The sequence below is a fragment of the Mycobacteroides franklinii genome (assembly GCF_001853795.1).
In the GTDB taxonomy this organism is placed as follows: domain Bacteria; phylum Actinomycetota; class Actinomycetes; order Mycobacteriales; family Mycobacteriaceae; genus Mycobacterium; species Mycobacterium franklinii.
Genome location: NZ_MLIK01000019.1, coordinates 1,515,138 through 1,535,453 on the forward strand (window position 1 = coordinate 1,515,138; position 20,316 = coordinate 1,535,453).

At 64.1% G+C, this 20,316-nt stretch carries 22 protein-coding genes; 12 read left to right on the forward strand and 10 right to left on the reverse strand.

Annotation, left to right across the window (positions count from 1 at the left end; all coding sequences use genetic code 11):
* The first annotated feature begins 177 nt into the window (after window positions 1–177).
* Both aceA and BKG76_RS14860 read left to right on the forward strand, forming a co-directional pair.
* Window positions 178–1,470 carry an isocitrate lyase gene (gene aceA / locus BKG76_RS14855; protein ID WP_070938302.1) on the forward strand — a complete coding sequence of 431 codons (1,293 nt, stop codon included), beginning with the start codon at window positions 178–180 and terminating at the stop codon, window positions 1,468–1,470.
* Window positions 1,471–1,701: 231 nt separating this feature from the next.
* The gene (locus BKG76_RS14860) at window positions 1,702–2,571 is read left to right on the forward strand and encodes a 3-hydroxybutyryl-CoA dehydrogenase (protein WP_070938303.1); all 870 of its coding nucleotides are present in this window, start codon (window positions 1,702–1,704) and stop codon (window positions 2,569–2,571) included.
* A gap of 284 nt (window positions 2,572–2,855) precedes the next feature.
* Here BKG76_RS14860 and BKG76_RS14865 read toward each other — a convergent pair whose 3' ends face one another.
* Genes BKG76_RS14865 through BKG76_RS14880 form a run of 4 tightly spaced genes read right to left on the reverse strand, consistent with a single transcriptional unit; the run spans window position 2,856 to window position 7,877 of the window.
* Window positions 2,856–4,817, reverse strand: coding sequence for a 5-oxoprolinase/urea amidolyase family protein (locus BKG76_RS14865; protein WP_070939251.1), 1,962 nt, complete (start codon window positions 4,815–4,817; stop codon window positions 2,856–2,858).
* A gap of 59 nt (window positions 4,818–4,876) precedes the next feature.
* Entirely contained in the window at window positions 4,877–5,485 is a 609-nt protein-coding gene (locus BKG76_RS14870; protein WP_083338048.1) for an urea amidolyase associated protein UAAP2, read from the reverse strand.
* The gene (locus tag BKG76_RS14875; protein ID WP_070938305.1) at window positions 5,482–6,324 is read right to left on the reverse strand and encodes an urea amidolyase associated protein UAAP1; all 843 of its coding nucleotides are present in this window, start codon (window positions 6,322–6,324) and stop codon (window positions 5,482–5,484) included. Before BKG76_RS14875 ends, BKG76_RS14870 begins: the two co-directional genes overlap by 4 nt.
* Window positions 6,324–7,877: an amino acid permease gene (locus BKG76_RS14880; RefSeq protein ID WP_070938306.1), complete on the reverse strand. Its 1,554-nt coding sequence runs from the start codon at window positions 7,875–7,877 to the stop codon at window positions 6,324–6,326. Before BKG76_RS14880 ends, BKG76_RS14875 begins: the two co-directional genes overlap by 1 nt.
* Before the next feature lie 260 nt (window positions 7,878–8,137).
* Between BKG76_RS14880 and BKG76_RS14885 the strand changes: the two genes are divergently transcribed.
* Window positions 8,138–8,797 (forward strand): helix-turn-helix domain-containing protein, encoded by a 660-nt coding sequence (locus tag BKG76_RS14885; RefSeq protein WP_070938307.1) that lies wholly within the window; start codon window positions 8,138–8,140, stop codon window positions 8,795–8,797.
* A 73-nt stretch (window positions 8,798–8,870) separates the two neighbouring features.
* Window positions 8,871–9,740 (forward strand): cyclopropane mycolic acid synthase family methyltransferase, encoded by an 870-nt coding sequence (locus BKG76_RS14890; protein ID WP_070938308.1) that lies wholly within the window; start codon window positions 8,871–8,873, stop codon window positions 9,738–9,740.
* 25 nt (window positions 9,741–9,765) lie between these two features.
* On the opposite strand, the gene BKG76_RS14895 is transcribed toward BKG76_RS14890, so the two are convergent.
* Complete coding sequence (locus BKG76_RS14895) at window positions 9,766–10,605, reverse strand: polyphosphate kinase 2 family protein (RefSeq protein ID WP_070938309.1); 840 nt, start codon at window positions 10,603–10,605, stop codon at window positions 9,766–9,768.
* 25 nt (window positions 10,606–10,630) lie between these two features.
* A complete protein-coding gene (locus tag BKG76_RS14900) occupies window positions 10,631–11,350 on the reverse strand; it encodes a TetR/AcrR family transcriptional regulator (RefSeq protein ID WP_070938310.1) in 720 nt (239 codons plus the stop codon).
* 67 nt (window positions 11,351–11,417) lie between these two features.
* On the opposite strand from BKG76_RS14900, the gene BKG76_RS14905 reads away from it, so the two are divergent.
* From BKG76_RS14905 to BKG76_RS14930, 6 genes are all read left to right on the forward strand, one after another.
* Complete coding sequence (locus tag BKG76_RS14905; RefSeq protein WP_070938311.1) at window positions 11,418–12,761, forward strand: DUF445 domain-containing protein; 1,344 nt, start codon at window positions 11,418–11,420, stop codon at window positions 12,759–12,761.
* 100 nt (window positions 12,762–12,861) lie between these two features.
* Window positions 12,862–13,278 (forward strand): helix-turn-helix domain-containing protein, encoded by a 417-nt coding sequence (locus BKG76_RS14910; RefSeq protein WP_070938312.1) that lies wholly within the window; start codon window positions 12,862–12,864, stop codon window positions 13,276–13,278.
* 32 nt (window positions 13,279–13,310) lie between these two features.
* A complete protein-coding gene (locus BKG76_RS14915) occupies window positions 13,311–13,967 on the forward strand; it encodes a heparin-binding hemagglutinin (RefSeq protein WP_070938313.1) in 657 nt (218 codons plus the stop codon).
* Between the two features lie 48 nt (window positions 13,968–14,015).
* The gene (locus BKG76_RS14920; RefSeq protein WP_070938314.1) at window positions 14,016–14,294 is read left to right on the forward strand and encodes a DUF2516 family protein; all 279 of its coding nucleotides are present in this window, start codon (window positions 14,016–14,018) and stop codon (window positions 14,292–14,294) included.
* A gap of 61 nt (window positions 14,295–14,355) precedes the next feature.
* Complete coding sequence (locus tag BKG76_RS14925) at window positions 14,356–14,706, forward strand: DUF2599 domain-containing protein (RefSeq protein ID WP_070939252.1); 351 nt, start codon at window positions 14,356–14,358, stop codon at window positions 14,704–14,706.
* A gap of 355 nt (window positions 14,707–15,061) precedes the next feature.
* Window positions 15,062–15,514 (forward strand): transglycosylase family protein, encoded by a 453-nt coding sequence (locus tag BKG76_RS14930; RefSeq protein ID WP_070938315.1) that lies wholly within the window; start codon window positions 15,062–15,064, stop codon window positions 15,512–15,514.
* On the opposite strand, the gene BKG76_RS14935 is transcribed toward BKG76_RS14930, so the two are convergent.
* On the reverse strand, window positions 15,511–16,335 hold the full coding sequence (locus tag BKG76_RS14935; protein ID WP_070938316.1) for an isocitrate lyase/PEP mutase family protein: 825 nt from the start codon (window positions 16,333–16,335) through the stop codon (window positions 15,511–15,513). The two genes, BKG76_RS14930 and BKG76_RS14935, sit on opposite strands and share 4 nt — an antisense overlap.
* Window positions 16,336–16,354: 19 nt before the next feature.
* Between BKG76_RS14935 and deoC the strand changes: the two genes are divergently transcribed.
* Window positions 16,355–17,071 (forward strand): deoxyribose-phosphate aldolase, encoded by a 717-nt coding sequence (gene deoC / locus BKG76_RS14940; RefSeq protein ID WP_083338049.1) that lies wholly within the window; start codon window positions 16,355–16,357, stop codon window positions 17,069–17,071.
* Here deoC and BKG76_RS14945 read toward each other — a convergent pair.
* From BKG76_RS14945 to BKG76_RS14955, 3 genes are read right to left on the reverse strand one after another with little or no spacing between them, the layout of a single operon-like run.
* The gene (locus tag BKG76_RS14945) at window positions 17,068–18,036 is read right to left on the reverse strand and encodes an LmeA family phospholipid-binding protein (RefSeq protein ID WP_070938318.1); all 969 of its coding nucleotides are present in this window, start codon (window positions 18,034–18,036) and stop codon (window positions 17,068–17,070) included. The genes deoC and BKG76_RS14945 overlap by 4 nt on opposite strands.
* A gap of 15 nt (window positions 18,037–18,051) precedes the next feature.
* A complete protein-coding gene (locus BKG76_RS14950; RefSeq protein ID WP_070938319.1) occupies window positions 18,052–18,840 on the reverse strand; it encodes a carbon-nitrogen hydrolase family protein in 789 nt (262 codons plus the stop codon).
* A 9-nt stretch (window positions 18,841–18,849) separates the two neighbouring features.
* Window positions 18,850–19,686 (reverse strand): SAM-dependent methyltransferase, encoded by an 837-nt coding sequence (locus BKG76_RS14955; RefSeq protein ID WP_070938320.1) that lies wholly within the window; start codon window positions 19,684–19,686, stop codon window positions 18,850–18,852.
* Between the two features lie 120 nt (window positions 19,687–19,806).
* Here BKG76_RS14955 and BKG76_RS14960 point away from each other — a divergent pair, with 120 nt between their 5' ends.
* A complete protein-coding gene (locus tag BKG76_RS14960) occupies window positions 19,807–20,268 on the forward strand; it encodes a lipoprotein LpqH (protein ID WP_070939253.1) in 462 nt (153 codons plus the stop codon).
* Window positions 20,269–20,316: the final 48 nt, after the last annotated feature.

A 20,316-nucleotide genomic window follows, 5' to 3' on the forward strand; every position in this document is an offset into this window, starting at 1 on the left:
CGCTTCGCAAGGTTGGCAAAAGCCCGCTAATACCTAGCGAAAATTGGCATTGGGAACGGGTGGACCTGCGCATATGGTCTGTGACATCGTCGTAACAGTCAACGCAGTGAACGTGCCTGAGCGTTAACAATCTGTCTACGACAGCCAAACGTCAGGGCAAGTAACAGAGGAGCACCAATGTCGAATGTCGGCAAGCCGCGTACCGCGGCAGAAATCCAGCAGGACTGGGACACCAACCCCCGCTGGAAGGGCATCACCCGCGACTACACCGCCGCCCAGGTCGAGGAGCTGCAGGGCAGCGTCGTCGAAGAGAACACCCTGGCCCGCCGTGGCGCGGAAATCCTGTGGGAAGGCGTCACCAAGGGTGACGACTCGTACATCAACGCGCTGGGCGCGCTGACCGGCAACATGGCCGTGCAGCAGGTCCGTGCCGGCCTGAAGGCCATCTACCTGTCGGGTTGGCAGGTCGCCGGTGACGCCAACCTCTCCGGCCACACCTACCCCGATCAGAGCCTGTACCCGGCCAACTCGGTTCCCGCCGTGGTTCGCCGCATCAACAACGCCCTGCTGCGCGCCGACGAGATCGCCCGCGTCGAGGGTGACACCAGCGTCGACAACTGGCTCGTGCCGATCGTTGCCGACGGTGAAGCCGGCTTCGGTGGCGCGCTGAACGTCTACGAGCTGCAGAAGGCCATGATCGCCGCGGGTGCCGCCGGTACCCACTGGGAAGACCAGCTGGCATCGGAGAAGAAGTGTGGCCACCTCGGTGGCAAGGTGCTGATCCCCACCCAGCAGCACATCCGCACTTTGACGTCTGCCCGACTCGCCGCTGATGTCGCGAACACCCCGACCGTCGTGATCGCCCGTACCGACGCCGAGGCCGCCACCCTGATCACCTCGGACGTGGACGACCGCGACAAGCCGTTCGTCACCGGTGAGCGCACCTCCGAAGGCTTCTACAACGTGCAGAAGGGCATCGAGCCCTGTATCGCGCGTGCCAAGGCCTACGCCCCGTACGCCGACCTGATCTGGATGGAGACCGGCGTTCCGGACCTGGCCGTCGCCCGCAAGTTCGCCGAGGCAGTCAAGGCCGAGTTCCCGGACCAGCTGCTGTCCTACAACTGCAGCCCGTCCTTCAACTGGAAGCAGGCACTGGACGATTCGACCATCGCCAAGTTCCAGCGCGAGCTGGGTGCCATGGGCTTCAAGTTCCAGTTCATCACCCTGGCCGGCTTCCACGCGCTGAACTACTCGATGTTCGACCTGGCCTACGGCTACGCCCGCGAGGGCATGACCGCCTACGTCGACCTGCAGGAGCGCGAGTTCGCGGCCGAGGCGCGTGGCTACACCGCCACCAAGCACCAGCGTGAGGTCGGCGCCGGTTACTTCGACCGGATCGCCACCACCGTGGACCCGAACACCTCGACCGCGGCACTGAAGGGCTCGACCGAAGAGGGTCAGTTCCACTAATCCCTTTGTCCCGAGCAGGCGCTGAGTACTGGAAAATTCCACAAGATGGTGGGACTGAGCGCCTGCTCGCCGGAAAGAAATGACTCTCGGTGTGACCCACTGAGTTGACAGCACAGGCCCCGCCCACGTATCCCGTTGGGCGGGGCCTGTGTGCTGGATGGATGAGCCGCTTGCGCGAAGACCATCAGATACGACCAAAACTAACAACGATGTTCAGGGAGTAATACGACGATGACGGACGGAATCACGCGCGTAGGAGTTATCGGCGCGGGACAGATGGGCGCGGGTATCGCCGAGGTATCGGCACGTGCCGGTGTCGACGTGCTGGTGTTTGAGACCACCGAGGCTTTGGTGAAGGCGGGCTCTGCTCGGATCGTTAAATCGCTCGACCGTGGCGTCTCCGCCGGGAAGATCACCGAGCGCGAGCGCGATGCCGCCGTGGCCAACCTGAAGTTCACCACCGACCTGGCCGACTTCTCCGATCGCCAGCTCGTCATCGAGGCGGTCATCGAGGACGAGTCCATCAAGGCCTCGATCTTCGCCAAGCTCGACGAGGTAATCACCGATCCCGATGCGGTGCTGGCGTCAAACACCTCCAGCATCCCGATCATGAAAATCGCTGCCGCGACCAAGAACCCGGGACGCGTGCTGGGTCTGCACTTCTTCAACCCGGTGCCGGTGCTGCCGCTCGTCGAGCTGATCTCGACGCTGGTGACGACGCCTGAGGCGGCCGCGCGCACCGAGGCCTTCGCGAGTGAGGTGCTGGGCAAGCAGGTTGTCCGCGCCGCCGACCGCTCCGGATTCGTGGTCAACTTCCTGCTGGTGCCGTACCTGCTGGCGGCCATCCGGATGGCCGAATCCGGTTTCGCCACAGTCGAAGACATCGACAAGGCCGTCGTCGCGGGCCTTTCGCACCCGATGGGGCCGCTGCGGCTGTCGGACCTGGTTGGTCTGGACACGTTGAAGCTCATCGCCGACTCGATGTACGACGAGTACAAGGAGCCGCTGTACGCGGCCCCGCCGCTGCTTCTGCGCATGGTCGAGGCCGGTCGCCTCGGCAAGAAGAGCGGCGTCGGGTTCTACGAGTACAAGGCCAAGTAGCCACCCCGCCGCGCGAGGGCATACCGCACGCACCGATCCCAGCCCGATCGTGTGCGTACGGTATGCCCTCGTCGTCTTTCCGGAGGTACGTCGGCCGCACCGATGCCATGAGGACGCGGGCGTCTCACACGGGGCAATTTCGTTAGCGAAAGTCACTACTTGCGGTTGGGTAAAAAGATCGCGCACCAGAATGTATTGACCAAGATCGCCTTCAGGTGGTTAATTCAAACAGCAAAGTGACACGCCCCGGTATTCGTGCACGAGGGGTTCGGGGCGCTCACTTGCTAGGCCCGGGCGAATTCGCCCGCAGTGCTCCATGCTTCGCGCTCGAGGGCGTATGCCGTGCGCTGGTGGTCGCGGAAGTCACCTATTGACGTCGCGTTGTGGGCAAGGAACGTCGAGTACTCCGCCATGGAAAACTCGCCATCGGTGATCATGACACCGCCGCTGCCGCGTCCGGTGGCCAACTCGTCCCGCAGCTCCAGAAGCTCCTCGGCACTCACCGGGTACCAGCTGATCTGGTCGAAGAACCGCAGCAGCCACGGCGTTCCGGGTTCGAACATGCCCGCGTTGTCGGGGTGCCGGTGGTTCCAGATCTGCACGGTGCGCCCCACCAATTGATATCCGCCGGGGCCTTCCATGCCATAAATGCACAGGTAGGCCCCACCGATGCCGACGGCGTTCTCCGGGGTCCAAGTACGCGCCGGGTTGTACTTGGTGGTGACGAGTCGATGCCGGGGATCGACCGGGGTTGCCACAGGTGCGCCCAGGTACACGTCTCCCAGGCCGAGCACCAGATATGAGGCGTCGTAGACCGTGCGATACACATCGTCTACGGTATCCAAACCATTGATGCGCCTGATGAATTCGATGTTCCACGGCATCCACGGTGCATCCGCGCGCACGCCCAGCCGGTATCGCTCCATGGCCTCGCGGACCGACGGATCGTCCCAGGACAACGGCATGGCGACGCGGCGGCTCGGTACCACCAACTCGTCGGACGCGGGCAGATGCTCATCGATATCGTCCAGTAGCCCCAGCACCTTGCCCATCGGCAATCGGTCGGGATCGAAATGTACCTGGAGCGACCGAATGCCCGGCGTCAGATCGACGATACCTTTGGTGTGGGTGTCCTCCAGTCGTTGATGCAACGCATGAACACGTGCACGCAACGCCAAATCCAGTGTGATGTCGCCATATTCGACCAGGATGTTGTCATCACCGCTGCGGCGGTAGGTCATATCGGGCGCGTCGTCACGGGCCGGGCGGTAGGCCAGCACACCGTCGTCGCCATCGCCGTGGGTAGAGAACACCGAGGGCCAGTGCCCACGCCGATCGATGCCGATCGATCGCAGCGAGGCGCTGCGCGCCGCTTCGATCTTGACGAAACGCAGGGTATCGCCGGCACGCAGCTGGCCCAGCTTCCAACGGTCGGCCGAGACCACGGTGACAGGGCAGACGAACCCACCCAGGCTGGGGCCGTCGGGGCCGAGCAGGATCGGGGTGTCGCCGGTGAAATCGAGAGTGCCGATCGAATACGCGTTGTCGTGGATGTTCGACGGATGCAGCCCAGCTTCGCCGCCGTCGGTGCGCGCCCACTGAGGCTTGGGGCCGATGAGTCGCACTCCGGTGCGATCGGAGTTGAAATGCACCTCGTAGTCGGTGGACAACAGTTCGTCGATATCGCTGCGCGTGAAGAAGTCGGGCGCGCCGTGCGGTCCCTCGGTGACCGCGAGCTCCCAGCGATGGCCGATGGCAGGCTGTGCGGCACCGGGAATGCATTGTGGCTCAGCATCGTCGGGCTTACCCAGGGGGAGAACATCTCCGGCCGCCAGCGCGCGGCCGGCCGGACCACCGAATCCTCCAAGGGTGAAGGTCGCGGCGCTGCCCAGGAATTGAGGAACCTCGATGCCGCCGGCGATCAACACATAGATCCGCATCCCGGTGTCTGCCGCGGCGCCCACGGCGAGCGTGCCGTCGGCAGGGACGGTGACGGCACGCCATTGGGGGACCGGTCGGCCGTTCACGGTCACCAGTGCCGGTGCGCCGGTGACGCAGACCAGGGTCTCTTCGGTGAAATGCAATGTGGGGCCGGCAAGTGTCGCCTCCAGGCCCGCCGCACCCTCGGGGTTTCCGACGGCACGATTGCCCAACCGGAACGACAGGTCGTCCATGGGACCGGACGGAGGCACCCCCACCTGCCAGTACCCGGTGCGTCCCGGCCAGTCCTGCACCGTCGTCAGCATGCCGGGGGCCGTGACCTTCACCGATGAGCCACCGAGGCCAAGGGGATCGGTTGTGATGCTCATGCGCTCTCCACCGTCATCCGCACCGGAGTGGGGTCGAAACCATTGCACGGATTGTTGATCTGCGGGCAATTGGATACCAATACCAAGGTGTCAACCTCGGCGCGGAGTTTGATCTTCTTTCCGGGCGCCGAGAGGCCGTCGACGATGCCCAGGGTTCCATCCTCATCCACCGGGACGTTCATGTAGAAGTTGATGTTGGACACCAGGTCTCGCTTACCGAGTCCCCACTTGGCGCCTTCCAGCAGAAAGTTCTCCACACAGGCATGCTGGTGCTTGGTGTGATGCCCGTAGCGCAGGGTGTTCGATTCTTGTGAGCATGCCCCACCGATGGTGTCGTGGCTGCCCACCTCGTCCTCCACGATGGTCATCAGCGGGGTTCCGTCCTCGGCACGCAGCACGGTACCGCTGCGCAGGAACAAGTTTGACTGCGCAGCGATGGTTACCTGCGCCGAGTAGCGCACCCCGGTATCGGCGGCCGAGTACAGCAGGGTGTCGACGGCCTGATTGCCCTTCAGGTCGATGATGGTCAGTACGTCACCGGCGGCCACGACGGTGCTCCACGGCGCGCGCGCGGGGACCACTTCATCCAATATCGTTTGTGTCACTGTGACTTTCCTGTCTCTGCGTCCTGGGCGGCGGCCCACGCGTCCTCGGTATTGAGCACGGCGCGTTGATATTCCGGATCCGTGTTGGGCAGGTCGGCCAGCTCGGCGGGTGCGGGCCACGCCAAGACCTGAACCGGCCCGGTGTCGAAGGTGTCCGACGGATCGAGGGGGTGTGCGGTGTTGACGAGCAGGGCGATCACCGGGAGATGGACCAACAGATCCACTGCGGCTCCCGGGCCTGCGGTGCCGATACTGTGCAGTGCGCCGTCAGCCTCCGCGCGGATCCCGTGGAAGAACGACACCGACGGGCCGATATCCCGCGGCGCCAGTCCGTGCTTGGCGGCGGCCAGTGTGAACAGCTCACGCCCGGCCGGACTTGCTGAATAGAGCTCGCCCGCACCATATTTAGCGGCGTTTGCGGTCAATGTGCTGGTCCCGCAGAAGGTGTCATGATGCCCGGAGCTGTCGGCGACGACGGTGGCCAGTACCCGCCCCTGATCGGAGAGCAGCGGATGGCCGGTGCCGAGATAGGCCTGCCACGGAACCTTGACGGTGTCGGCGACGTTGAGCCGCTCCCACGGGGCGTCGGCTCGCAGCAGGACGATGCTAAGGCAGCCCGACCCGGTGACATCGGTGAGCCGCAGCCGGGTGCCGCGACCGAGCACCTTGGTGGCGTATCGGCCGCCGGGGATGGTCTCGGCCCAGATCAGGGTCGACGCGGGGATATCGCCAGGAGTCCAGGGCCAGTTGGAGGCGGGGAGCACTGGCATGGAGTCGGTGATCTGGCCGGCTTGTGAGCGGGCGTGATCCCGCGCTCCCTTGGTGGTAGCGGTGGTCATCAGGCGATCTCCTCGGTGGTGGTCGAAGCGGCGCGCCGCGGGTAGGCGACCAGCCCGGCGATGAGCACCGCAGCGATGCAGATCGGTGCTATCCACACCAGGTAGGGGTGCTCGCCGGTGGGGTCGAAGACCGCTGTGCGCGGCCACGACAGGTTGAGAACCATGAATGCGCCGTAGCCGACGGCAAGGATGTTGACCGGGAGCCCGAACCGCCCGAGCGAAAAGAGCTTGCGCCCGTCGGCATCCGTCTGACCCTTGTTGCCGTCCCACTTGCTTCCGCCGATACCCAAGCGGCGCAGCAGTAATGGCGTGGTCACCATCAGATAGGCCAGGTAGATCAGGGCGATGCAGACGCTGCACAGGCTGGTGAACAGTGCGGCATTGCCGAAGTTGACCGCCAGGATCAGCACACAGCTGACGCCGACGACGACGGCCGGTGCGATCGGTGTACCGGTGCGTGGGTTCACGTGTGACAGCACGGCGGAGAATGGCAGCTTGCCGTCGCGGGCCATCGAGAACATCAACCGCGAGGCGGCGGTCTGAATCGCGAGAGTGCAGACGAACACCGCGATCGCGACGTCGACGAGCAGCAGCGTGCCGAACGGGGACGCCAGCTTGCTGTCCAACACATAAGGAAGGCCTCCCGTGGCGAGCTGGCCGTCGGTCAGGCTGGGGGCGGCCATCAGCGCACCCAGGATCATCAGCGCACCACCGATCGCGGACACCACGATTGCGGAGAGGATGGTCCGCGGCGCGACTCTGCGCGGGTTGCGGGTCTCCTCGGCGAGTTCACTCGCCGACCCGAATCCGACGAGCACGTACGCGGCCATGAGGCCGGCGGCCAGGAATGCCCACGGATATCCACTGCCCGCGTCGCCGGTGTGCAACACCACGCTCGGTCCGCGCTCGGCATTCCAGAACAACATGCCGACCACGGCGACCACGCCGATGATTTCGCACGTGACGCCGATCGAGTTGATGCGGGACATCCAGTTGACGCCGACGGCGTTGATGGCGGTGGTGGCGACCAACAGCAGCGATCCCAACAACACGGCGTTCGATGCGCCGCTGACGCTCGTCAACGAGGAATCGGTGCCGATGAGCTGAAATCCACTCCATACCGTCGGCAGGACCACCTGCAGGGCGATCGCCGCCGCCGAGGCGGTCACGATCTGGGCGATGATCATGAACCAACCGGCGAACCAGCCCACCACGGCGCCGCCGAGGCGACGGGCCCATTGGTAGATGGCACCCGAGATCGGATACCGCGCGGCAAGCTCGGCGAAGTTCAGCGCCACCATGTACTGCCCGGCGAAGACGATCGGCCAGGTCCAGAAGAAGGCCGGACCCCCGAAGCTGAAGCCGAAGGCGAACAGCTGGAAGATCGTCGTGAGGATCGAGACGAACGAGAAGCCCGCCGCGAAGGAAGCGAATTTGCCGAGACTGCGATGCAGCTGTGGTTTGTAGCCGAAAGCAGCAAGGTCGTCGGAGTCGGATCCGGCGCTGATCGCTGCAGACCGCGCCGCGGTCTCGGTGGCCGTTGTGGCGTTCATGGGCACTCCAGATAGGTCCTCGGGCAACGCCTTCTGTGCCCTGTGTGTTGTCAAAAACCCACTTCTATGTGGGGAGAAATATCTGTCAGGCGATAGGTAAATAAGTCTGACGGGCGACCGGTACGTGTGGGTGACAGTGCCGTTTCGGAACAGGCATGCGGTGTAACATTGTCGTTGCGCAGATGTCGGAGCGATGACGAAACGCTCACCAAGTAGTGGCATCGGGACGTTGCCGAGGAATACATGGAAGGGTCGGCACAATGTCAGGGCGACCGCGGCGTATCAGTCCCATTCGTGAGGGGAACACCACTCGCGACGAGATCCTCGATGCCTCGGCCGAGTTGTTCACCACCGATGGGTTCGCCGCAACCACCACCCGCCGCATCGCCGAGTCGGTAGGTATTCAGCAGGCCTCGCTGTATTACCACTTCAAGACCAAGGACGACATCCTCGATGCGCTGCTGGCGATGACCATCGACCAGCCGCTGCACTACGCGGCCCTGATCGCCGATCGACCGGAGCCGCCCGTGGTACGCCTGTACGCCCTGGCGCTCGCCGATGCCGCTCAGCTCGCCGCGAGTCGATGGAACCTGGGTGCTCTCTATCTATTGCCGGATCTACGCGCGGATCGGTTCTTGGTGTTCCGGCGCAAGCGTGACGAGCTGCGCACGCACTATCAGGATCTGGCGGCTGCCGCCTGCCGTGCGGATATGGTCCGCGACGGGGTGGAGCGCCTGCCCTTCCGGCTCGTGGAGTCGGTGATTATGCTGCGTGCGGACGGGGATTCGATAGCGCCGGAGGCGCTGGCCGATGCCACCTTGCGCGTCGTGGGGGTCACCGGGGATGCTGGAGAGATCGAGGGGGCTGCCAGGGCGCTATTGGGGCAGCTGGAGTGGCTGGTAGCCATTCCTAAGAGGTAGACACAGCACGCCGTGCTAGGGTGCCGTCCAGTGCAAGGTAGCCGATGTTGATGGGAATTAGGTGCTCCAATAAATGTCCGATCTGAAGCCGTACTACGAGGAATCTCAGTCCATCTACGACATTTCGGACGAATTCTACGGACTTTTCCTTGACGAAGAAACGATGGGCTACACGTGCGCGTACTTTGAGCGCGATGATTTGACGCTCGCCGAAGCCCAGTTCGCCAAGTTCGACCTCGCGCTCGGCAAGCTCAACCTTGAGCCCGGGATGACCCTGCTGGACATCGGCTGTGGCTGGGGCGCTTGCCTGGAGCGCGCGATGCGTAAATTCGACGTCAACGTTGTCGGTATCACGCTGAGTAAGAATCAGAGTGAATACAGCCGCAAGCGTCTGGCACAGGTCGCCGCGGAGACCGGTCGTACCGCGGAAATTCGCATGCAGGGTTGGGAAGAATTCAACGACAAGGTCGATCGAATTGTCACGATCGGTGCATTCGAGGCATTTAAGCAAGAGCGGTACCCGATCTTCTTTGAACGGGCATATGACATTCTTCCGAATGATGGCCGCATGTTGCTGCATACCATTCTTGCGCATACACAGCAGTTCTTCCGTGAGAATGGAATTGCTATAACCATTAGCGACCTCAAATTCATGAAGTTCATCGGCGAGGAGATCTTCCCCGGTGGTCAGTTGCCGGCGGTCGAGGACATTGAGCAGCTTGCTGCCGGTTCCGGATTCAACCTGGAGCGTGTGCATTTGCTGCAGCCGCACTATGCGAAGACGCTGGATATCTGGGCCCGGAATCTCGAAGAGCGTCGTGAGGAAGCGATCGCGATTCAGTCGCAGGAAGTTTACGACCGCTTCATGAGGTACCTGACCGGTTGCGCGGATTTCTTCCGCCGCGGTGTCACCAACGTCGGGCAGTTCACCCTCGTCAAATAACGAGACTTAACAGGTCAACGCCGTCTCACGCTTGCGCGAGGCGGCGTTTCTGTTCCTCAATATCGAAATCGGCTGGTGGCCACGACAGATTTAGTCCATCCAGTGTTTCATCGAGAAGTGCGGTGACTGCGAGCCTGCTGAACCACTTGCGGTCACACGGGATGACGTGCCACGGCGCGTACTCGGTGCTCGTCTTTTCCAGCACCGCCTGATACGCGTCCTGGTACGCGGGCCAGAATGCGCGCTCGTCGATGTCGTTGGGATTGAACTTCCAGTACTTGTCCGGGCGCTCCAGCCGTTCGGCGAGGCGCTGCTTCTGCTCATCGAGCGATACCACCAAGGCGACCTTGAGTATGGTCGTGCCGGCCTCGGTCAGTTCCTTCTCGAACGCGTTGATCTCTTCGTAGCGTGCGCCCCAGGCCTCCGGCGCCACCAGATTGTGCACCCGCACCACGAGGACGTCTTCATAGTGTGAACGGTCGAAGACGCCGAGCTGCCCGCCCGCGGGCAACGCATTGCGGATACGCCACAGATAGTGGTGCTTGCGCTCCTCCTCGGTGGGCACGCCGAAGCTGGCATGCTCTATTCCCTGTGGATCTACCTGCCCGACAACATGTTTGACTATTCCACCCTTGCCGGAGGTGTCCATTCCCTGCAGCACCAGCAGCACGGCGCGGTGGTCTCCGCTGCGCCCGTTGGCATAGAGCATCTCCTGCAGAAGTCCCAGGCGTTCGGAGAGCTCGGCCTGCAGTGCCTCGCCGTCCTCGCGCGATCCGTCGAATCCGGGAGTGGCGCGGGGATCGACGTCGGCGAATTTCAGTCCGGGTCGGTAGCGCAGCGTGGACGTATCGATCCTGAGGGTCATGCTCTGTGACCCTAGTGAGGTCGGGTCAGGCCGAGTGGGTTTGACGCGTTTGTAGCGCGGGGGGAACCGGCGACGGGTGCGACATTCCGACGAACATCTCGCGTGAACCGCCTACACCCACGATGCCTAGCACCGCGTTCCAGGAGATCATCGTCAAGTAGTCGATGAGCTCATCGGAGCTCATCCGCGGGTGCGACATCCACGAGTGGGTAGCAAGCTGGACGCCGCCCACGATCATGTACGCCCACGGTTCCACACCGTGGGTGTCCATGGATGCTTCGGACATCTGGCGGCGCAGTGACAGGGCGAGCATGCGGGCAATGATGCGTTCGGAATCGGCGATCGCCTTGCTGCGGCTGGTGGAACTGTTGGCCATGACGAAGGGATAGATCTCCGGCTCGGCGGCCACGGTCTCGACGTACACCTTGATGGCGGTCCGGGTGAGGTCGTAGCCGTCGAGGCGGGCCGATAGCGCCATGGCCATCTTGGGGATGAGGGTGGTCTGTGCGAACCGGGTCATCACGGCAGTGGTCAGATCGTTCTTGTCGACGAAGTATCGGTAGAGCACCGTCTTGGAGACGCCGATATCGGAGGCGATCTCATCCATGCTGATATCGCGCCCCCGGTGCCTGATGGCATCGAGGGTGCCGTCCACGAGTTCGGTTCGTCGTTCGACCTTGTGCTTATGCCAGCGGCGCTTGCGACCATCAGTCTTGATAGCCGCAGGCTGCGTTTTACTTGCCACGGTTATCGCCACATTCCCTTAGTTATCTGTAACCGATACTACTGGACGGGGCCCTCGGAGGTGCGTAATGCGCGCCATGGCGGATGATGGAGTCGTGGCAGGCAAGCACACCGATCAGCCGCGTACGCGGAAAGCATCCGGCGGCGTCTTCGCGATGGCCAATTCGGCCGTCGACGAGGAGCGGCGGAAGCAGCTTCGCCGAATGAAAGCCGTGGCCACGGGGTTCCTGGTCGGCGCCACGGTGCTGTTCCTGGCATGCCGTTGGTGGCAGTCTGTCGGCGCACCGGTCTGGGTAGGTTATGTCGGAGCGGCCGCCGAGGCGGGTATGGTCGGCGCGCTTGCAGACTGGTTTGCTGTAACTGCCTTGTTCCGGCATCCGCTTGGGCTAAAGATTCCGCATACAGCGATCATCAAGCGTAAGAAGGATCAGCTGGGTGAGGGGCTCGGGAACTTCGTCCGGGAGAATTTCATGTCGCCCGCCGTCATCGCCGCCAAGGTGCGGGATGCGCAGATCGCGGGCCGGCTGGGCAAGTGGCTGAGCGACCGGTCGCATGCGGAGCGGGTGGCGGCGGAGGCTTCCACGGTGCTTCGGGTGGGCGCACAGATGCTGCGCGACGAGGACGTGCAACAAGCCATCGACAGCGTGATCGTGCGCAGGATCGCCGAGCCGAAGTGGGGTCCACCGGTCGGCAGGGTGCTGTCGACAGTGCTCAAGGAGGATCGGCATGCGCCGGTGATCCAGCTGCTGTGCGACCGTGCCTTCGAATGGGCGCTGGGTGCCAGCGACACCATTGATCGAGTGGTGGTGCGTGACTCGCCCAGCTGGACACCCAAGTTCGTCGACCATTTCGTCGGTGATCGCATCTATCGCGAGTTGGTGGACTTCACCGATAAGGTGCGCCGCAATCCCGACCATGATCTGCGGCAATCCGTGAACCGGCTGCTCTACGAGTTCGCCGATGATCTGCAGCACGACGATCTGACCATCGCTAAGGCCGAAGCGGTCAAGGCCCGCTTGATGGCGCGCGAGGAAGTTCAGAACGCAGCGGCCACGGCGTGGTCCGCGGCCAAGAAGATGATCACCGAATCAGTGGACGATCCGTCGAGTGAGCTACGTACGCGGATCGCCGACACCGTCGTACGGATCGGGGAGACGCTGCGCGATGACGCCACCGTGCGCGACAAGGTGGACGGTTGGATAGAGCGCGCCGCGCGTCATCTCGTCGATCAATACGGGGCAGAAATCACGGCGGTCATCACGGAGACCATCGAGCGTTGGGACGCCGACGAGGCAAGTCGCCGGATCGAGCTGCATGTCGGCCGTGACCTGCAATTCATTCGTATCAATGGCACCGTGGTGGGTTCGCTGGCGGGTTTGGTGATCTACACCGTCGCGCAGGTGCTCTTCTAAAAAGGCCCTGACCCGGCTATTCCCGCGCGAGAGTGACTTGGAACACATCGCTAACAGTAGTGCTTGCAATAGCTAGCACTACTGGCTTACCGTGGTTCTTATGTCGCAGGAATCAGACCTCGCCACCGCTGTGAGCAACGCCGCCTCCGATATCGGAGGCTTTATTCGGGCCCAGCGTGAGGCCGCTCAGGTCTCCGTGCGTCAGTTGGCCGAGAAGGCCGGAGTGAGCAACCCGTACCTCAGTCAGATCGAACGCGGACTGCGCCGTCCGTCGGCGGAGGTTCTCAATCAAATCGCAAAGGCGCTAAGGGTTTCGGCGGAGGTGTTGTACGTGCGTGCGGGCATTTTGGATCGTAGTGATGCCAGCCCGGTACGGGACGCCATCATTGCCGATACCGTCATCACAGAGCGGCAGAAGCAGGTGTTGTTGGACGTATACAGCTCATTCGTCCAGCAAAATGCCGAAGCCCAGTCGGACGTGGCTGAGTCCGACCCCGAATCTTCTGGCGACAACTGAATAACTTTCCCCATCCCCGAAAGGAATCTGGCATGACCAAGAAGAACACCTCGTTCGACGACCTGAAAACCCCGTTCTACGTAGCCGTCGGCGCCGGTGACCTGGCCTTGGCAGCAGTTGCCGATGTCGTCGTCAAGCTGCGCGAGCGCGCCGAGGAGGCCGCCTCTGAGGCCGGTGCGCGCGTGGACGAGACCCGTGACCGGCTGCGTGAGCTTTCGGCCGAGCTGCCGACGGACGTCAACGAGCTGCGCGACCGGTTCACCCCGGAGGAGCTGCGCAAGGTGGCCGAGGCCTACCTGCAGGTGGCTACCGACATCTACAACAACCTGGCCGAGCGTGGCGAAGAGGCCATCGAGCGCATCCGCAGCACCCCCGCCATCGAGGAGAACGTGAACCGCGCCGAGGGTCTGGTCGGCAACTACGCCGAGCTGACCGAGCAGGCGCTGGGCACCGTGGCGAGCCAGACTCGCGCCGTCGGCGAGCGCGCCGCCAAGCTGGTCGGCATCGACCTGTCGGGCAAGGCCGCTCCGGCCGCGAAGGCCCCCGCGAAGAAGGCTGCTCCTGCCAAGAAGGCCGCTCCCGCCAAGAAGGCCGCTGCCCCGGCCAAGGCTCCGGCCAAGAAGGCCGCTCCGGCCAAGAAGGCTCCTGCCAAGAAGGCGGCCGCGACCCGCACCGTCACCCAGAAGTAGGCAGTTCCAGCTCTGACGGCCACCCGATCAGCCACGTAGGCTGATCGGGTGGCCTTTTCTTTTCATGTCTTCGCGTTGATCTCGCTCATCGCCCTGATCGCGACGATCGTTGCGCTGGTTCACGCTGCGATCCAGCCGGCGGATGCGTTTGTGGCGGCGGAGAAGCAGACCAAGACCACGTGGGTAGTCATTCTCGCCGGAGCCGCCGTGCTCACCCTGATTCCGGGGTTGGAGCTGATGACCGCGGGAATTGCCGCGGTGGCGGCCGGGGTGTACTTCGTCGACGTTCGTCCGCGCGTGCTCGAGGTGCAGGGTAAGTCGCGATGATGAGCCTCGTGCGCGAAGAGTGTTGACGCTATTGCACCGGGTGGTGGCGCTGGTCGGATCGATGGCCGCGCTGCTGGTGATGAACACAGTGCCCGCGGCGGCCGTGGAGCCCGTCCTTATTGACCATGTGTCATGGGGCGCAACATCTTTGGGTCGCACGTTGCGCATCTATCCGACGGCGCTGGGTCGCACCTATGACGCTCCCGACGGGGCGGATATCGCCTGGGCCGAGGTCGTTGCGCTGGCACCCGATGCGCAGACGCCGGGTATGCGGATGCAGTTCGATTGCCATTGGTACGGGCGGGTGTTCATCCCTGACAAGCCCAGCTGGAATCTGGAGCCGTGGCGGCCGCAGGTGGACGAGGGGCTGATGGCGGCCTCGCGGTGCAACCCGGGCGGGCCTGAGGTCTAGGGCGCGATCTGTCCGGATTCGGGGCGGCAATTCCCGGATGCGAGTGACGGTCCGCGGCATCTCCGTATCGGCCGGCAAATTGCGCTGTGACATGAATCAATTTCGCTCACGAATTACAATCATGTAATTCTGTCGAGACCACCGGTTTATCTCGGTGTTATAGGTGGAAGTAAGAAATCACTAAAGCCTCAGGTAGCCCAATGGCAACTTTTCTTACCATTCTCCGCTTGCGTAACGCACACCTCGTGAGTAACGATTACAACAGTGATCACAATCTGATCACGACCGGCGTGGCAGGTGGTTCATCACCCACCGCACGATCTCGCCGGGAGATAGAGGATCGGGGTGCAGTGACATGAAGGTCGTCATGGACCGGGCACGGTGGGTGCGCGACAGGCGTGCGGTGTGTCTGATCTTCAATGTGCTGTTTGTGATGTCGTTGTCTATGACCGCGAGCGTCGCCTCGGCCGACTCCATGAATTGGGATGCGGTCGCCGAATGTGAATCCGGTGGAAACTGGTCGGCAAATACCGGAAACGGTTTCTACGGCGGCCTGCAATTCAAACCGTCGACATGGGCCTCGCACGGTGGAGTGGGGAATCCCGCCGAAGCCAGCCGTGAACAACAGATCGCGGTTGCCGAAGATGTGCTCAGAACTCAGGGCCCCGGTGCCTGGCCGAAATGTGGTGGCGGCGGTGCCGGCGGAGGAGCGGGATGCCAGTTCGTCCCCGGCGGCAGCATCTTCGGGATCGTCAACTTCCGTCAGATGTGCAACGGAGTTGTCGGTCTGATACCCCCCGCTGGCTAGCCACACGGAAACAGTGCATTTGCCTCCCCATAGGGGATGGCCCGCGTTGCGAATCCGAACGTGCCGCCTTGTGCAATCTCCCGCGCGCCCTCAACGAATGCCCCCAGCGCTGCGCGTGCCATCGCGGAACCCAGGCTGATGCGCCGCACACCCCACTGCGCGATCTCTTCGACCGAGTGATTGAGCACGAACCCCGCGGCGAGCAGATTGACCGGGCGATCCACCGCCGCACAGACCGTGCGGACGGCCGCGGCATCGGGCAGGCCCGGGGCATACACCACGTCCGCACCGGCCTCCGCATACGCGTTGAGTCGGGTGATGGTGTCTGCCAGGTCCGGTCTGCCGTACAGAAAATTCTCGGCGCGCGCCGTCAACGTGAACGGAAACGGCAGATCGCGTGCCGTATGTACCGCGGCGGTGATCCGGTCCACCGCCGCGGCCAGCGGGAAGATCGGGGCATCGGGTAGCCCGGTGGCATCCTCGATCGACCCACCGACAAGCCCCGAAGCGGCTGCCTCCCGGATGGTCATGGCGATATCTCCGATGGAGGGGCCACCGTTCTCTAGGTCGGCCGACACGGGTAGATGTGTGGCCGCCGCGATGTGGGAAGCGTTGGCCAGCGTCTCGGCCGGGCTGACCAGATTGGCGCCGTCACGTCTCCCCAATGAGAAGGCCAGACCGGCGCTGGTGGTGGCCAGTGCCGGGAAGCCGTAGCCGGTGAGAATGCGGGCGGTCCCGGCATCCCAGGGATTGGGAACCACAAACGTGCCGGACTGATGGAGGGCCGCGAACGCGACCGCACGGTCATGCTGCGAGGTCATGTGTGCGACGCTAGCCCTTATGACGCAGCCCATGACGGATTCGGCAGGCACAAGGGCGGTTTGGCCCACACGTGCGGAGGTCGCCGCGCTCATCGACCACACGCTGCTCAAGCCCGAAGCGACACCGCAGGACGTGCAGGCACTCATCGCGGAGGCGGTAGATCTCGGGGTGCTGGCGGTGTGCGTGTCACCCTCGATGCTGCCGTTGGACCTACCCAAGGATGCCAACGGGCTCATTGTCGCGGCAGTGGTGGGATTCCCCTCGGGCAAACACCTTTCGTCCATCAAGGCGCATGAGGCGGCGCTGGCGGTGGCTGCGGGCGCAACCGAGATCGACATGGTGATCGACGCGGGTGCCGCGGTAGCCGGCGATTTCGCGGCGGTGCAGGCCGATATCGAGGCCGTCCGGCGGGCTGCGCCGACGGCGACCCTCAAGGTCATCATCGAGTCCGCGGCACTGCTGGAGCGCGCCGGCGCCGACGCGGTTCGTGCGGCCTGCCGCGCCAGCGAGGCCGCCGGGGCCGATTTCGTGAAGACCTCCACCGGATTTCACCCATCGGGGGGAGCGACGGTCGAGGCGGTGCGGATCATGGCCGAGACCGTGGGGGATCGGCTTCAGATCAAGGCCAGCGGCGGAATCCGCACCGCACAGGACGCGGCGGCCATGATCGAGGCCGGCGCGACGCGGCTAGGCCTGTCGAGCAGCAGGGCGGTCCTGGACGGGTTCCCGGACTAGAACGACAGGTTCTGCAGGCAGGGGTTCTCCACCGGCTTCATCGGCTGATTGGTGCTCGACAGCTTCACCGTGATGCCGTCGTTGGTGACCTTCACCTCTTGGGCCTTGAGTCCCATCGGGTACTGGCCGCCGACGAGGCCCTTGGAGAAGGTGTCCAGTGCCGGCTGGATGATCTCGCGCGGCAGACCGATGAACGCGGACACGTTCTCCGACTGCAGTGTCACCATCCCGTCCTTGATGACGGGCTTGGTGGTGATCTGTGCCAGTCCTCCGGCGGCGCTCAGCGTTATCTCACCGGTGGATTCATTCGTGGTGGCATCGCCGACCAACGAGCCGAGCATTCCCGGCACGAGGTCGCGGGCGCTCTCGGTGATGCCGGCGGTCGGCCAGGACACCTCGACGTCGAGTTGGCCGATCGTGCCGAGGGAGTCGGCGGTCTTATTCAGGGAGATATCGCGCACGGTGATGGCGACGGTCATCTTCTTGGCCTGTGCGATCTGATTGCCCGCGGTCTTGATCGTGAGCTTGTCGATGTGATTGCCGAGGTACTGCAACACCAGTGGCATCGGGCCGAAGGATGCGGTCGCGCCGTCCTGCACCAGACATGACGTGGCCGCGTTGACCTCGCTGCTGGTCCGCTGGCGGGCGTACAGCTCGATACCGAGCACGGCGGCCAAGACCACGGCGACAACGATGACGGCGATGAGCACCAGCGACCTGTAGTCGCGGCCCTTCTTTGCCGAGCCCGGTTCCGGTGCCTGACCTGGTTCGCTCGGCGGCGGCGGTGGTTCGACGGGGGGCGGCGTCACCGGGATCTGCAGGGTCGGTGACGGCTCCTGCGCCGGGGGCGGAACCTGTTGATCTTGCACAGGGGGTGGAACCTGTTGGGCAGGCGGTTGCCACGGCGAAGGCTCGGAAGGTGTCGATCCGGGTGGGCCGAACGGCGGCTGGGGCGGTGTCGTCACCCGCGCGATTGTGCCCTACTCGGCTGAGGACGGGTTAAGGACCGGCAAGATCTTGCGGGTCTCGGCGACTGCGTCGAGGTTCAGGTCCGCCACGATGAGCTCAGGGTCCGGACCGGCCTGGGCAATGAGTTCGCCTGTCGGCGAGGCCAGCAGACTGCCGCCGATTCCCGTGGGCGAACCGCTGGCCGGAGTCTCGAGCGCTGGTAAGGCCTGGTCGGCCGCCGCCACGAAACATGTCGAGTCCGCCGCTCGCGCCCGCGCCAGCAGTGTCCACTGATCCCATTTGCCGGTCCCGGTAGCCCAGGACGCGCTGACCGTGATCACCTGGGCGCCCCGACATGCCAGCTCGGTGTACAAGGCCGGAAAACGGATGTCATAGCACGTGGTCAGCCCGACACTCACCCCGTCGACAGTGATGAGTACCGGCTCGTTTCCGGGCGCGACGGTCGCCGATTCACGGAAGCCGAACGCGTCGTACAGATGGATCTTGTCGTAGTGCGTGTCAACGCCGGGGCCGGTGGCCAGCAGCGTGTTGTGAACGCGACCATCGGAGGCGGGAGTGAACATCCCCACGACGACGGTCAGGCCCGCTTCCTGTGCGATCGAGCGGACCTCGTCGGCCCACCGGCCGTCTACCGGCTGGGCGACGGGGCCCAGCGGCACGCCGAACCGGCACATGGTGGCCTCGGGGAAGACGACCAGGGTGGCGCCCTGCACGGCCGCGTCCCGAACCGTGGTCGCAACCGTGGCCAGGTTCTCGGTGGGATCGGCACTGCTGGTGATCTGCGCCAACACAATCCGCATAGCCCCAGCCTAGCTGGATGGGCCAGTTACCGGGGCCACCGCTGACCAGGGTGTTGTCAAGATGCAGTCACGAACTTGGCGTCGCTGCTGTTCGACAGGAAATCCGTTGTCACGCAGTGACTTCAACATGATGCGCCAGCGTACTCGGGGGCCGAAGACGCCGTGTGGGGCTGCCGCCGCCCATTGCCGGTCGGCGGCCGCAAGTAGATCGTGGATGGGCTGGCCCGGAACATTGTGGTGGATAAGGGCTTTCGGTAACCGCTCGGCCAAATCGGATGGCTTGTCGATATCGAAGGGATCGCAGGCCAGCGTGAGTGTGCGGGGGCCGGATGCGTCGAGAAGCAGCCATGCGCAGCGGCGGCCGAGTTCGTCGCAGGTGCCCTCGATGATCAGCCCGCCCGGCGCGAGCCGCGTCGTCATCGCCGCCCAGGCGTCCGCCACTTCGGACTCCGAGTACTGGCGCAATACATTGAACGCACGCACCAGGACCGGTGTGTGGCCTGCCAACTCGAACCCGCCAAGACCGAAGTGGACCCCGTCGCGCGCCGGTACCACCCGCTGCGGATCAATCTCCAGCCCGACCACCCGGATATCGGACCGTACGGTGCGCAGCCGAGCGGCCAGCTCCAGTGTGGTGTTGGGCATGGCGCCATATCCCAGGTCCACCACCAGCGGGTCGGGGGCGCTGTCGAGCACCGAACGCACCGCGTCATGGTGGACGAGCCAGCGGTCGCTGCGGCGCAGTCGGTTGATCCCCGTGGTGCCGCGGGTGATGGCCCCCTGTGGGCGGTTGGCGGGAGGCGGCCCAGCGCGACGGGGAGCGGGGGAGACGGCCACGGTGTCCATGGTGCCTGGAAGGGCGCTGCCTGCGGTAATCGGTATTTCTTGGGATCGGTAGTGGATCGGCGCGCCTTCACTTGTGTCATCGCGGAGCCATCGGGGCGACGGACGACGAAGGGACGAATGATGAATCGTGTAATCGTGGGCGCCATGGGACTTCTTGCCGCCGGTGCGGTAGTGGTCGGCTGCTCGACCGATAAGCCGGGCGGCGGTTCGCAGGTGAGCTCCGGCAGCGGTGCCGAGGTGAAGGTGGACGGCAAGGACCTGGCGGGGCTGGATCTCAAGTCGGTGACCTGCGTCAAGCAGGGCGGCAATATCAACGTGGCCAGTGGCGCCATCAACGGCCAGCAGGGTCTGGGCGTCGTCATGACCGACGAGGCGACTCCCAAGGTGACATCGCTGGGGCTGGTGTACGACGGCGCCGCGCTGGCAGTCAGCGAGGGCATGGGTGCGAAGGTCGGCTCCGCCGATGTGAAGGTTGACGGGAAGACGTACACCATCAGCGGCGAGGCTTCGGGTGCCGACATCAAGAACCCGATGGCCGGCATGATCACCAAGCCGTTCACCATCAAGGTGAGCTGCGGCTGACATCCGGAAAAAGCGGCGGGCGTGCACAGTGCGCCCGCCGCTTTTTAC